The organism is Brachymonas denitrificans (assembly GCF_907163135.1).
GTDB classification, from domain to species: domain Bacteria; phylum Pseudomonadota; class Gammaproteobacteria; order Burkholderiales; family Burkholderiaceae_C; genus Brachymonas; species Brachymonas denitrificans_A.
The window spans coordinates 1297169-1310360 of record NZ_CAJQUA010000001.1; the positions used below are offsets into that span (position 1 = coordinate 1297169).

Below are 13192 nucleotides of genomic sequence, written 5' to 3' on the forward strand. Positions count from 1 at the left end.
GAGGAAAGCCTTGTAACTGACCACATGCAAGGGCAAATTCGGTGCCAATCAGCGTCAGGAACAAAACCTAGCGGTAAGCAGATAGTAAGTGCACCGCGAATCCGTAAGTGCCGCAGCAAGCGGCGACACAAGGCCCCGCTAGTCGGGGCTTTTTGCCGTACGGTAAAGCAGTTTCGTAACAGTGCGCCGCGGTAGTGGCAGGTCAAGGCTCCTATGCCCAACTCGGCAAGACAAGTACCATAGCCAGAGCAAGCAACCGAGATCCGAGAAATTGATGAATAAGCAGGAACCGTCGCGGAAGGATGTACCGATGTCACTAGACCAAATTGTCAATGGCGATTGCCTTGAGCTACTGCGCAGCTTGGATGATGAAACGGTTGATCTCGTAGTTTCGTCGCCGCCCTACAACATCGGTAAAGAGTACGAGGCAAAGCGAGAGCTTGAACACTACCTCGACGACCAGCGAGCGGTACTGCGGGAGTGCCACCGCGTGCTCAAGCCCACAGGTTCTATCTTCTGGCAGGTCGGTTCGTTCTCGCACAAAGGTACGCTCGTACCGCTGGACGTGAAATTCTTCCCTATTCTCGAAGACCTCGGCATGCTGCCGCGCAACCGTATCGTGTGGGTTCGTCAGCATGGCCTCCATGCCACAAAGAAGTTCTCCGGCCGACACGAAACCATCCTGTGGTTCTCCAAGGGGGAAGAATTTTATTTTGATCTTGACGCTGTGCGAGTGCCTCAAAAGTGGCAGAACAAGAAATCTCACCGAGGCGACAACAAAGGCGAATTGTCTTGCAATCCAGAGGGCAAGAATCCGGGCGACGTGTGGGTGTTCCAAAACGTGAAGCATAACCACGAGGAACAGACCATACATCCGGCCCAGTTTCCAGAGGGATTGATCGCTCGTATCGTCCTTGCGACAACGCCAGAGGGCGGAGTGGTGCTAGATCCTTACATGGGCACCGGAACCACAGCAGTAGTCGCTCGGGATTATGGCAGGCACTATATCGGAGCAGAGCTAGACGAGCGTTACCACGGTGTTGCCCTACGCAGGCTCAATGGCGAGCCGGATGAAAGCGGTATGTTCCCCAATCTCAAAACATTGCGAGCATATGTGGCGAGAACAGGAAAACCGATTGAAAATTATCGCTTTGACGTTCAAATTGGCAAGGTCGCGTCGGATGGAAGCAAGGCCAAAATTTACCCTGAGGAGTACCACGCGGCAGAGTTAGTAGATCGCTTGCAATACGAAGCTGATGCTTTTGAGGCGAAAATCAATGGACGCGAAATACCGGAGGCCAAAGACTTGAACGGCAAATCAGCAAAACCTCTTCGTGAAGTTATCCCGCCCCAGCCGCTCCCACTGTTTGGGGAGTAGCAAGAAAACCGTTGACGTTACTCCGCATCAGACGATCTTGCATCTTCCTGCGCGGCCTTGCGTGATAGTTACAGCTCTCTGGTAGCGGGCAGCCACAGTCCGAGAGTATCGTGCCGCAGCGTAGTCCGTCCAAGTGGCATTCACCTGCCCCACTGACTCAAACAAGCCGACGAGCCTGATTGGTACGGTGAAAACCCCATTTTGAGCGAGTGCATTAAGTTGATTCACTGCCTGCTCGTAATACAGGGTACTGTTCGACGAAGGGAACATTCCTGCCTTGGTGACGATAACTACAAGACCAGTTGGCGCACCATGAAAAACAGTACCTGCGTTGAAAAACAGTTGGGATCGGATGGTGTTGTTGAGCAGAAATGGATAGTTCGAGAACTGAATCTCTGCGAGCAACCCATTCTTGCCAAAATCAATGTCGGTCCCAAGGAATGAAAATGCAGGTGGGATTGGGATTCCGCCGCCCCAGCCGAGTGGAGTAAGTGCCGCAGCGATATACTCGTTAGTTCCAACCGGATCGAATATTGGCGAGCCTTGTTTTCCGTCTTGATCCGATGCTTTCAAGTGTAGTGGCATGTTCAAAAGAACCTGCTCAAGCTCCTGCCATTGGGCAGCATACGGTCCTGCAATAGCCGCTCCAGCGCCTTGAAAGTCTGTAATTTGTACCTGCATTTCTCCCGCCTACCTTCATCAAAAGCATGATGATAGGTCACAGGATGCCAAACGGGAACTTTTACCTTGGTTTGCCTGAATGCGCATTGCCCATACAGGCCTTGCATAACTGGGCCAACACCCTTGCGGCAACCTAGCGGTGATCGTGGCCCCTGTGGCCCACTACGGGGCTTATTGCCCTAACTGCCTTGGCTTAAGTACGCATCTTCCGTTTCGCGCACTAAGTCCGCTGCCGAAACACCAAGTGCTTGACCTATCCCGATCATGGTGAACCGCCCCGGGTTTCGAGGAGGCCCCAACTCTTGAGAAGATGGAGCCATGAACAAGTCCAACAAGTTTTCCCCGGAAGTGCGCGAGCGCGCTGTGCGCATGGTGCAGGAGCATCGAGCCGAGTACCCTTCGTTGTGGGCAGCTATCGAATCGATTGCGCCGAAGATTGGCTGTGCGCCGCAAACCCTGCACGATTGGGTCAAGAGAGCCGAGATCGACGCTGGCCTGCGTGCGGGTACCACGACCTCGGATGCGCGACGCATCAAGGAACTGGAGCGCGAAGTCAAGGAGCTGCGCCGTGCCAATGAGATCCTCAAAACTGCCAGTGCGTTTTTCGCGCAGGCCGAGCTCGACCGCCAGCTCAGGAAGTGAAGGCCTATATCGACCGCCACCGCGATGACTACGGGGTCGAGCCCATCTGCCGGGTGCTGCAGATGGCCCCGTCGTGTTACTGGCGCCATGCGGCCCGGCAACGCAACCCGCAACTGCGCAGCGCACGTGCCCAGCATGACGACCATTTGAAAGCCGACATCCAGCGCGTGTGGCATGCCAACTGGCAGGTCTATGGCGCCGACAAGGTCTGGCTGCAGATGAACCGCGAGGGCATCCGGGTGGCGCGGTGCACAGTCGAGCGGCTGATGCGTACCATGGGCTTGCAAGGGGCACGCAGAGGCAAGACGATGCGCACCACCACGCCGGACACATCAGTGCCGTGCCCGCTGGACCATGTCAACCGGCTGTTTAAGGCCAGCCGGCCCAACGAGCTGCGGGTGTCGGACTTCACGTACGTCAGCACCTGGCAGGGCTGGCTGTACGTGGCCTTCGTGGTGGATGTGTACGCCCGGCGCATCGTGGGCTGGCGTGTCAGCCGCAGCATGCACACGGACTTTGTGCTCGATGCGCTGGAACAGGCCCTGTATGAGCGCCAGCCAGCAGCGCATGCCTTGACGCACCACAGCGACAGGGGCAGCCAGTACGTCAGCATCCGTTACACCGAGCGGCTGGGCCTGGCAGGTATCCAGCCATCAGTGGGAAGCAAAGGCGACAGCTACGACAACGCGCTGGCCGAGACCATCAACGGGCTATACAAGGCCGAACTGATTCATCGCCGGGGCCCCTGGAAGACCAGGGAAGCCGTGGAACTGGCGACCCTGCAATGGGTGCACTGGTTCAACCACGTCCGACTGCTCACGCCGATCGGGGGTATCCCGCCGGCAGAAGCTGAGGCAAACTACTGGAGGCAACTTGCCGACAGCAACACCTTGGCAGAGGTGTCCACTTAAACCAACCAGCCTCCTCGAAACCCGGGGCGGTTCAGATTCTTGTTTTGAGGAGTTTCAGATGTGTGATGTTCTTGTCTGGTCCTTAGATGCAATACGCTGGCCTGAAACGATCAGTGCGCTTGCTGCTGTGGCCACAGCCATCATTGCCCTCTGCGCTCTGCAAACTTGGAGACACCAAGACAAGGCCAAGGGTAAAGCGGAATTCCTTGATGCGTTAATTGAGGCTGCCCACACCTACATCGCCGAGATGCCCAAGCCCATCACGCTCTTGGAGATGGCAAAGATCGGTATGCAAGGCCATGCGCCAACTTGGGAAAACGGAGAGCCGGAAGATATAGCGGTCAAAGGTGCTATTGCCTACATCCAGAAGAACGGGGAGCACGATGGAAAGCGCCTGCTTGAGGTGCTGGAGGCCGTCCAGCCTTCAGTGGTAAAGCTAAGGTCGCTGGCGGCGAAGGGGCAGGTATTCAAGTTCGATGACTATGCGAAATGCCAGAAGGCGGTTGCGGTGCTTACATGGCATTTCGACAGAATAGAGGCGTTCATGGCTGTTATCGGGTCGCCAACGTGGAACTGGGAACATCCCGAGGTTCTCAGGCACTTGAAGGACGTAATGGCTATCGACCCGGACGAGATTCGCAAGAGCATCCAAGAGAACAACGTCGCCCTCCTTGAATTTGCGAGTCAGGCCTACAAGAAGATTTACGGTTAGAGCTTACAGGCCACGCAGTACCCATGCCAATACCAGTACGGCACCGTTGCGGTGATCGCCGCCTGTGCTGGCCTGCTGCCCGGCTGGTGCTGTCTGTTGGTGCCGAAAACAAACCCGCCACAGTCGAGTGGCTGGGCGGGCTTGGCTGCATCAGGTTTCAGAGGAATCACCCTGCAAGCTGCGGAGGTTGGTTTAACGAGGAACTCACCGCTATGCCTCGCCTCTGTCTGACAGGGGGTTGGTTGAGGACTACCAGCTTTCTCGGCGCGTGCTGTCCTTGCACGGGCCACACAGGCGGATGCCCGCCACGTCACGACTAAAGAACTTGTGGCCGCAGCAGGTACAGGGTCTCCAGCCGACATATCGCACGACGCGGGGCGGGTTGTAATTCCGGTCTAGCACCGGCTCCCGCCTGTCGTCGCGCTGCGGCCATTGCGCCGGTTCGTTGATGTCGCGCCCCTCGCTCATTACTGCACCTGACGGCGGGCAATCTCTGCCTCTATCTGCGCCAGCGTGGGCAGCGTGACATATACGGCCTTCGGCTGGTGCAGCCCATACAGTTCTGCCAGCGCACCGAGCGCGGCAATGCGTTCCATTGCGTTGTCGTTGCGCTCTGGGCAAGCAAGCTGCCAGAGCGTCCAGATGATCCATTGCTTCATGTGCGTGGCGACCTGTTCCCGTGTAGGCTCGATGCCTGCATAGACGTGGGCTTGCCTGTGGGGGTTGCCACGAATGAATGCGGGGTTCTTCCATGTGGGGTCGCGCCGCTCTGCTTCGGTAAGACATTGGCGCATGTCCTGCACTGATGCCACGACGCGCTCCCACGTTGCGCCGGGGAACTCGCCATCCTGAGCGACCACATGCCTGTCCCTGCCTTCAATCCAAATGATGAAACGCTTGGCGGGTTCCGTTGCCTCGGTGTCGTGATGGACGACGATGTTCTGCTTGTGGTCGGTGTAGCTCGTAATCACGGTTCGTTCTCCTTCTTATTGGGCGGGTAGTGCGGGCGGGACGTACAGACCGCTCACGGTGTCGGCTGCGATGTACGGCACGTCCAGCTTCTTGAAAATCGCTTGCAGGGTGCCAATCTCAGCCGGTGTCAGCTTGGCCCGTACCTCCTCACGGAGCTTGGGACGCTCTACGCGGTCGGGGCTGTTGGGGTTGTGCATCTTCTCCAGCAGGTAGCCATAGAGATGCATTTCGTCCATGTCCAGCTTCTGGAGGTCGTAGCCAGATTGATCGTCAGTTGTGACGGTCACTTCCTGCTGGAGCTTGGTTGCGGCATCGAGGCCTAGCAGCTTGGCGCGTCGTTCCATGACCCGTACTGCTGTGGCAATCGCTGCCAGCTTCGGCGCTTTGTCCTCAAGCACTCGCGTCAGTACGTCGCCGTTTTCGGGGTTGCGTACAGGCTGGCCGGTGTTGTCCAGCATGGGTGCGCTGACCACACGACCAGCGGACACCAGCGGGTGAAACGCCTTAACGGTCTGCATTGCCTCGGTCAGCAGAACATCACAACGGCCTAGCTCAAGGTTAAGCAGTTCTTCGGCAGGTTCGCGGGTATGAGCGGCAAGTGCATTGCTAATGACACGCGACACGGTGGGCTTGCCTACCCCCATGCGTTCGCCGATTTGTTCCAGCGTCAAACCCTCAAGGCGGAGGGAGAGCATTTCAGCCCGTCGCTGTGCATCGCGGACGGCGCGTGCTGATGTGATGTTTCTGGAATCTTTGCCTGTTCGTGTCATTGGTTGCTCCAACGAGACAGGCACTTATGCGGGAGCGTTGCGCTGCCGCAGGTTACGCCGTTGTGTTCAGTTACATGAAAACCGATACTCGGCTCAGTTCCTTGCTGATGTTGGCAGCGCGGATCTTCGACATGCCCAACGATTCAACAATGCGCCCGACTTGCGCTTGGTTCTCAATGCTGCTGAAATCTTCCGGGGCCGCACCTGCTGCCTTGGCATAGTGCCGCGCTTCTTTCCAGTCGTTGAAGTCGCTTTCCAGTTCATCAACCAGCTTGGCAAGCGTAGCGGCCAGCGGTTCCATGTCTGCAATGCGTTTGCCAGCGCGGGCAAGGATACTATCGGCGGTCCCCTTCAGCTTTGCAGCAGCGGCGGCGCGTGCCACTTCTTCAGCATCGCCAAGCTCTTGCTCAAGGCTGGCGCGGCGCAGTTCAAGGCGCTGCATCAGTCGGCGCGTCTTTTCAATCTCAATTTCCAGCTTGTCGGCCTTCGCGTCGTCGCCCTTGGCTGCGGCGCTGTGCCAGTCGGCATGAAGCACGTCATAAGTGCCGCTGGCCTCGGTGTGCTTGGCAATAACGTCGGCAAGGGCTTCGCGGAGTTTTTCAGGGGTGTTCATTTGGATGGTTCCTTGTGGTTGGTTACTTCTTGAAATGCTGGTTGTTGGCTTGCAGCATCGCGGTGACGCGTTCCTTCTGGCTCATCGCAGCAGCGCCACCGTTGGCCTGCACATGGCGGGCGTCCAGTTCTGCGTTGATGATTGCGTTTGGCAGCGATGCCTTGAACTGCTCAAGTTCTTGATGCTCGGCTACCGTCATTTCAGACGGGCGTGCCGGTTCGGTCGTCGTGGTCATGGGTGATACGTCCTTTCGTGGGGTTGCTGGTTGGGAAACTGGTTTGACGGTGCGCGGCTTACTGACAGGGTCAGTGGCCGGGTCGTCGCGTCGGAATTGGCTTTGCATTGCTGCTCCTTTGTGCTGGTTGAGAATCGCTGTCTCGACTACTGCCCTGACGCTTGCACCCTCGCGCTCTGCCAGCGTTGTAAGTGCGGCGTGAGCGTCAGCCGAGATATGGGTGTCAAGCCGGAAGCTGCCCGCCGATGCGTGTCGGGCGCGGTAGCTTGCTTGGTGTTGAGCGTTGGTAGCCATGAGCGCATGGTAGGACGGTCTTACCCGGTAAGCACTACATCTAGTGTTTGATTCCGTCAAAGTCACTACGGGTAGTGTGTCGCGTCGTCCTTTGCCGGGGTGCTGGCGCTGGTGGCGATTCCTGCGGCTTGCGTGCAATAGGCTTACGCGCTGCCGCCCTCGCTGAATATCAGGAACAGTTCCAATCGCTTACGGGCGCAGTCCGTCAAATAAGGTATTTGCTGTTCCTTGGTTGCCGGACTAATCGCTTGCCGCTTCTCGGAGATGCATCCTGTAATTGCGTTGTCATCAACAACACACAGGAGAACGACATGAAGCAATCGACAACGACCTACACCAAGCGAGTGAATGCCCGTCGCGCTGGTGTCGCCGCTGGCATCCCGAGCGAACGGGTTGCCCTGACGGTGCATAAGAACGGCGACGAAGTGCGGTTCGGCTGGAAGGAGAGCGCGGCACCCGTCAATAAGGTGACCACAGCAAGCAAGGTGCCGAAGGTCGAGCAAGAAGAACGCAACGGGGTCAAGCGTCCGAAGGCTGGCGGTGCGTGCGCTGCTGTGTGGGCATGGCTGGACGCGAACCCGACTGCTACGCTCAAGGAAGCGAAGGCCGCTGCACCTGCCCACGGCTGGAACGAAAACAATGTGAGCTGTGAGTATTACGCTCGCCGGAAGTTCTTGGGCATCAGTAGAACGACCGCCCCGAACTGATGAACATGACAATTCGATACAGCACCCCGCCTCGTGCGGGGTTTTTTGTGACCTGCTGCCGCTGGCCGGTACAGGGTGCCACCCTTGCATTGACCACAGCGTGAGCATGGCCTGTGCCGCCCTGCATCCGGGTTGCGTCACTATGGTTTGCAGGGCTGGCCGTTGCCCCTTGCGGGGTGTAGCGGCTGTAGCAGGTGTAGCCGTAGCAGGTTGCCCAATGCAGGTACAAAATAAAGAAGATTTAGGACTTTCAGAATCCCCCGTACCGTTTTCGCTACACCTGCTACAGCTACAGTCGCTACACCGGCTACACCTATCGCCGGTACTCATTCGCCACCTCGGGGTTCAAGCAATAGAACTTCTTCGGGCCTTGGGTGACGAGCTTGGCTCGGTTATGGTCTTCCAGCACTGCGAAGGCTTCGGAGCTTGCCGCGCCCCGTAGTTCGTTCGGCGCGAACTGCTTAACCTCTCGGGTCGGCACCAGCGCCATGCCGCTGTAGAGCTTCCCGATCAGCCATTCCTCAAGCCGTTCCGCTTTCCGCAGGCTATCGGGAACCGCCAACTGACGGCAGAAGCGCAGCGCCTCATGCAAGTACCAGCGCATCAACTCCGTCCCGGCTTCCATGCTTTCCACGCCGATGGATGAAATGCTGTGCGTGTGGTCACAGAAGGCATGAAGGCAGGCCGCGAGGCGTGCGGCGTTGTCGGCGGCTTTGCTGGCTACGTCCTGAACGTCGTAATACTCGCGCCCCCGGCCCAGTTCTTCCTCTACCTCGTCGTGGAAGCTAACCCAGACTTCCTTCGCTTCGGGTGATAGGGGCAGGTAGGTAGTTTCCAGCCTGCCATCTGCATCAACCTGAGCCGGAATGTTGAGCAGTTGCGTGACCCTCGCATTGAATGCGGTCAGCGCGGGTTCCCCCGGCGCTTGCTCCCGGTAGTACCGCGTCCCCTGCGTTGATTCTGGATGTGCAACTAAGAACCGAGCGAAGAAGCCGATGCCCCGCGCCAGTGCCCCCTGTCTGCTGAGGAACGATTGCAGCGTATCGGGCTGCACCATCAAGCCCATCGTCAGGCGCATCCCCTCGACGTTGATGCTTTGGGTAGAGGTGCGGTCGCGTCGGAGGTGCCCACCATCCCAACACACGTTCAGGCCTGCCATGTTCCGCATGACCGATTCAGGGTTCATGCCGTGAGCACCGAAGATAATCCCCGCCTCGTTGCTCAACACAGCAGCCACAGGCCAGCGGGTCAGCGCAACGCCCAACGCTTCGGGCGTGTCGTCCATTCGGAGAATGGTCGGGATGCGCGGTTCAAGCGGCCTGTTGAGTTCAAGCTGCTTGAGCTGTTCCGCGACGTACTTATCAGGCATCCCGCCTTTCGCGCTCTGCTTGATGGCTTGCTTGTAGCCTTCCTCGGTGCATTGCCATTCGGTTGAGGCTGCACGATATGCAGCCAGCGCCGGTTTAGCCGCTTCCGCTTGCTGCGCTTCCCATTCGTGAATGGCTTGCGTGAAATACTTGTCGGCGCTGCTCTTGCGTTCGCCGCTGACCGCGAGCGTGAGAAAGAACAGTGAGGCAGGGCCACGCAGACTTGCTCCGCGTTCAACGCTGACCAGTCCTTGCACCGTTGCCGAGACTGCGGAGAGCGCAGACGCTGCAATCAATGCGGTCGGTGCCTGGGTGAATTGCTCAACTTCCTTGATGGCATCGCGGATGAGGGGCGGCAATACTTCCAGCGGATACGGTAGCGCCTTGATTTCTGCACGCAACGGCACCGGCTTTTCCCAGACGGGTGCGGCTGGTTGCCCGTCACCGCCAAAGATGCCGGAAAGTAGGTCTTTGGCCTTGTGTAGCTTTCGGGCTGCGGGCTGCACAGCGTCGGCAGGGGCGACGATCGGCACTGCGCCGCCAGTAGGGTGCTGACCACACTGCAAGGCCTGCTGTGTCGCCTGCAAACTGTCAAAGCCCTGCACGGAGACATTCGCTAAACTAGCTTCTGCTAGTCCATTCAGGGGACGGTTCTCTTTCAGCGGCAGGGTGTTGCGACCCTCGCCGCTGTTTTCTTGATTACGGTTCATGATTTGTCCTGATTCCTTACGCTGGGCTTTTGCGTGCCGTACCGACTCGCGCAAGTCCCGCGACTGCATTGGGTTTGATCGTTCAAGGCCATCGTTTTAGATGTACGCTGGTCGTTAAACGGTCGCATGCACCGGGCTGCGGCTGGGCAGCGGGTACTGGCTCGTATTGGTGCAGGTACGCTCTGCCAGCCACGCCTCAAGGACGGATTCGCGGTAGCGAATGGGCGAGCGCAAGGAATGCGGATTGATCTTGATGAACTCGGGGCCGGTGCCGTAGGTGCGCCAGCGTTCGAGGGTGTTGGGTTTCACGCCGATACGTTCGGCGGCTTCGGCAGTCGTAAGCAGCTTGGGTGCTGTGGTCATTTTGGTATGGCTCCAGAACTAACTCGTCTGGTCACCTGCCACTGACGTTACGGCGTGCCGGTTTTTCAACCGGCCCAAGGGTGTTGCACCCTTGAGGCTATCGGGTGAAGTGCAGAAACTTGTGAGTAACTGCACTGCACTTGCGGCAACTTTACCGGCCTAAGTTTGATGATGCAATTTGACGCACGTTACTTTCATCAAACGAATCACCATTGCATCGTCGGGTTTTCGCTTTCGTAGAGTTCTTGCAATCGAACCCACAGGTGCGCCTCGACAATGTCTTTCACGATGGCAATTGACAGCATGTCATTAGCATCCCTGAAGTCGCGCAGTGAGTCGCACGAGTCTTCAAATACTTCCTGAATCTGCTCAATGGGCAGAAAGCGTATCCTTTCAAAGTGGCTGGTTGGCATGTGGCCTCCGTATCGGTTGCCCACCCGCCGCGCAAACAAAAAGGCCGGCTGACGGTGGAGCGTCAATGCCGGCCTGCTGGTGCAGACTATTCAGGACGTGCAATCCGCACGTCAGGCGATCTGGTGAATCGAACTTTACGCCTCTGTCTGCGCGACCGCAAATCGGGCGCGGAATGAAATAGCTATCTCGTAAGTATGGTTATTCGACTGGCTCCGCTTCGGGCTGCTGCGCTGCCTCGGCTTGCGCCTTAACGGCCACAGCCTGCGCCTCGATCCAGTCAGCGATGCGCTGTGCTTCCGGTCGCAAGTATTGAAGCTGCTGCGTTTCGAGGTAGTGACGCTCGGTCACGGTCTTGGGTACATGGTTCGTCAGCAATTCCACCCTGTAGAGATCGAGGCGGCAATTCGCAAGTCCTATCGTCGTGAAGGTGCGCCTCAAATCATGCGGCGATAGGTGGAGGCCTGCAACCTCGCTGACCTTGTTCATGGTGTCGCGGGGGTCGCGGATATGGCCTGCCTTGCCCCAACTGGTGAAAACGAAGTCACTACCCTTGACGCGCTGCCGGGTCTTGAGCAGTTCCAATGCTTGCGATGACAGGGGCATCCAGACGGGATTTCTATTTTTCGGGTCGGGTATGTGCCACCAGCCCTCGTCGAGATTTACCCTGTCCCATGTCAGCGCGGACGCTTCGCCAATGCGTGCGCCGGTCAGCATCAGGAACATGACAAGGTCAATGCTTGCAAGGGTGTCGCGGTTGTAGGCGACTTCGCGCCACTGCTGGAGTGCTGACCACACCGCGCCGACCTTGCTATCGGGTATGCGGGTCGTCTTGGCCTTGATCGGTGCCCATTTCTTGTGCAGCACTTCGACAGGGTTGTCCTTGATGATCGCTGTACCGTCCGGCCTGCGGTATTCCCGAATCGCGTAATTGAACAGGGCGCGAAGCACGCTGAATCCCTGATTGGCTTGCGCTGGTGCGGGGCCGTCGCCTCGCAGGCCGTGATTCTTAATCTCGTTGAACCGCTTTGTGACCGCCTCGCGGGTAATGCTCGCCATAGGCTTCTTGAGCCATGCCTCAAAGGTTGTGGTCACATGGCGCTCGATCTCGGCCTTGCTGCTGTCCTTTAGCGGGCGGTCGCGCTTGTATGCGTCCGCTACGTCGCGCAGGCTCACTGTCTCGGCTGCTCGTTCCTTGGCAACGGTTCGCGGGTCAATCCCCTGCCTCATGCTCCGCAGGTGTTCGCGTGCAACCTCGCGGGCTTGGTCGGCGGTGAATACACCATGCGGCCCGATGCTGATACGGGCCTCCTTGCCATTGACGCGCCCCTGCACGATGTAGGTGATCTTGCCTGCGGGAGTGACGCGGATGCCGAAGCCGCTCACCTCGCTATCCCAATGCAGGTCATACCCGCTTGCCGGGGGTGTAATTTTGTCGATGTAGGTCTTTGTGAGCTTTGCCATTTTTGTTCTCCGGAAGGTGCGGTAAGTACCGCGTAAGCAGCTCCGGTAAAGTTATGACAAGCTACACAAAATGTAAATCCGGCGCAAATGCTTGTTTTCATGGAACTCGTAAAACTTACGCAAGAGGCGCACAGTAGCGTAAAATCAGCCTACGAGTTACTTGAAAACCGCCGACCAGCAATGGTCCGTGAGTTCGAATCTCACCGCTTCCGCCAAGGCGCGAGAACACCACTCTGGTGTGTTCCTAGCGCATCCGATGGAACTGCCTCATGAAAACCTGCGTGGTCCTGACCGGAGCCGGCATCAGCGCCGACAGCGGTCTGAAAACCTTCCGCGACGCCGGCGGCCTGTGGGAAGGCCACCGCGTACAGGACGTGGCGACGCCTGAAGGCTTTCAGGCCAATCCCCGGCTCGTTCTCGACTTCTACAACGCCCGCCGTCGCCAGCTGCAGCAGGTCAAGCCCAACGCCGCACATTTTGCGCTGGCCGAACTGGAGCGGCGCTACCGTGTCCGGATCATCACCCAGAACGTCGACAACCTGCACGAGCGCGCCGGCAGCAGCCAGGTGCTGCATCTGCATGGCGAGCTGACCAAGCTGCGCAGCACGCGCGATCCGGGTTACGTCATCGACTGGCACCACGACCAGTTGCCCGACCATGCCGATCCGATGGGCGCACCAATGCGCCCGCATATCGTCTGGTTTGGCGAGGAAGTGCCTGCGCTCGAGCAGGCGCTGGAACTGGTGGCAGAAGCCGATGTGGTGCTGGTGGTGGGCACCTCGCTCAAGGTATACCCGGCCGCCGGCCTGATCGCCTATGCTCCGCCACACGCCGACGGCTATCTGATCGACCCCAATCCGTCGCTGCAGGCTGCTGCTGCCTACGACCTGACGGTGATTCCCGAACGGGCCGCGCTCGGCGTGCCGAAGGTAGTGGACTACCTGCTGCGCAGCGACTGAGAG

General features: G+C 58.3%; 14 protein-coding genes and 1 other annotated feature. Of the genes, 5 read left to right on the forward strand and 9 right to left on the reverse strand.

Annotated features, from left to right (window positions below):
* The first annotated feature begins 274 nt into the window (after nucleotides 1-274).
* Nucleotides 275-1378 (forward strand): DNA-methyltransferase, encoded by a 1104-nt coding sequence (locus KKQ75_RS06170; RefSeq protein ID WP_213361027.1) that lies wholly within the window; start codon nucleotides 275-277, stop codon nucleotides 1376-1378.
* Nucleotides 1379-1405: 27 nt separating this feature from the next.
* Here the strand turns inward: KKQ75_RS06170 and KKQ75_RS06175 are convergent, their stop codons facing one another.
* Nucleotides 1406-2059, reverse strand: coding sequence for a hypothetical protein (locus tag KKQ75_RS06175; RefSeq protein ID WP_213361028.1), 654 nt, complete (start codon nucleotides 2057-2059; stop codon nucleotides 1406-1408).
* 318 nt (nucleotides 2060-2377) lie between these two features.
* Between KKQ75_RS06175 and KKQ75_RS06180 the strand changes: the two genes are divergently transcribed.
* Nucleotides 2378-3612, forward strand: a protein-coding gene (locus tag KKQ75_RS06180; RefSeq protein WP_213361029.1) for an IS3 family transposase whose coding sequence is annotated in 2 segments (ribosomal slippage) — nucleotides 2378-2666 and nucleotides 2666-3612 — 1236 coding nt in all. Because the reading frame shifts where the segments join, the coding sequence is not laid out codon by codon here.
* Nucleotides 2656-2772: a sequence feature (AL1L pseudoknot), on the forward strand. (Overlaps the previous gene by 117 nt.)
* 58 nt (nucleotides 3613-3670) lie before the next feature.
* A complete protein-coding gene (locus tag KKQ75_RS06185) occupies nucleotides 3671-4324 on the forward strand; it encodes a hypothetical protein (protein ID WP_213361031.1) in 654 nt (217 codons plus the stop codon).
* A 467-nt stretch (nucleotides 4325-4791) separates the two neighbouring features.
* Here KKQ75_RS06185 and KKQ75_RS06190 read toward each other — a convergent pair whose 3' ends face one another.
* The 4 genes from KKQ75_RS06190 to KKQ75_RS06205 form a co-directional block, all read right to left on the reverse strand.
* Entirely contained in the window at nucleotides 4792-5295 is a 504-nt protein-coding gene (locus KKQ75_RS06190; RefSeq protein WP_213361033.1) for a hypothetical protein, read from the reverse strand.
* A 15-nt stretch (nucleotides 5296-5310) separates the two neighbouring features.
* Nucleotides 5311-6066, reverse strand: a complete 756-nt coding sequence (locus KKQ75_RS06195; RefSeq protein ID WP_213361035.1) for a helix-turn-helix domain-containing protein — start codon at nucleotides 6064-6066, stop codon at nucleotides 5311-5313.
* Between the two features lie 70 nt (nucleotides 6067-6136).
* Nucleotides 6137-6679, reverse strand: coding sequence for a hypothetical protein (locus tag KKQ75_RS06200; RefSeq protein ID WP_213361037.1), 543 nt, complete (start codon nucleotides 6677-6679; stop codon nucleotides 6137-6139).
* A 22-nt stretch (nucleotides 6680-6701) separates the two neighbouring features.
* Nucleotides 6702-6914 carry a hypothetical protein gene (locus KKQ75_RS06205; RefSeq protein ID WP_213361039.1) on the reverse strand — a complete coding sequence of 71 codons (213 nt, stop codon included), beginning with the start codon at nucleotides 6912-6914 and terminating at the stop codon, nucleotides 6702-6704.
* Nucleotides 6915-7519: 605 nt separating this feature from the next.
* Between KKQ75_RS06205 and KKQ75_RS06210 the strand changes: the two genes are divergently transcribed.
* Nucleotides 7520-7915, forward strand: coding sequence for a hypothetical protein (locus KKQ75_RS06210; RefSeq protein WP_213361041.1), 396 nt, complete (start codon nucleotides 7520-7522; stop codon nucleotides 7913-7915).
* A gap of 313 nt (nucleotides 7916-8228) precedes the next feature.
* On the opposite strand, the gene KKQ75_RS06215 is transcribed toward KKQ75_RS06210, so the two are convergent.
* The 4 genes from KKQ75_RS06215 to KKQ75_RS06230 all read right to left on the reverse strand — a co-directional run bounded on the left by KKQ75_RS06215 (nucleotide 8229) and on the right by KKQ75_RS06230 (nucleotide 12230).
* Nucleotides 8229-9992 (reverse strand): YfjI family protein, encoded by a 1764-nt coding sequence (locus tag KKQ75_RS06215; RefSeq protein WP_213361043.1) that lies wholly within the window; start codon nucleotides 9990-9992, stop codon nucleotides 8229-8231.
* A 114-nt stretch (nucleotides 9993-10106) separates the two neighbouring features.
* On the reverse strand, nucleotides 10107-10355 hold the full coding sequence (locus KKQ75_RS06220; RefSeq protein ID WP_213361044.1) for a helix-turn-helix transcriptional regulator: 249 nt from the start codon (nucleotides 10353-10355) through the stop codon (nucleotides 10107-10109).
* A gap of 206 nt (nucleotides 10356-10561) precedes the next feature.
* Nucleotides 10562-10768, reverse strand: coding sequence for a hypothetical protein (locus KKQ75_RS06225; protein ID WP_213361045.1), 207 nt, complete (start codon nucleotides 10766-10768; stop codon nucleotides 10562-10564).
* 199 nt (nucleotides 10769-10967) lie between these two features.
* Nucleotides 10968-12230: a tyrosine-type recombinase/integrase gene (locus tag KKQ75_RS06230; protein WP_213361046.1), complete on the reverse strand. Its 1263-nt coding sequence runs from the start codon at nucleotides 12228-12230 to the stop codon at nucleotides 10968-10970.
* Nucleotides 12231-12499: 269 nt separating this feature from the next.
* Between KKQ75_RS06230 and KKQ75_RS06235 the strand changes: the two genes are divergently transcribed.
* Complete coding sequence (locus KKQ75_RS06235) at nucleotides 12500-13189, forward strand: SIR2 family NAD-dependent protein deacylase (protein WP_213361047.1); 690 nt, start codon at nucleotides 12500-12502, stop codon at nucleotides 13187-13189.
* Nucleotides 13190-13192 lie beyond the last annotated feature (3 nt).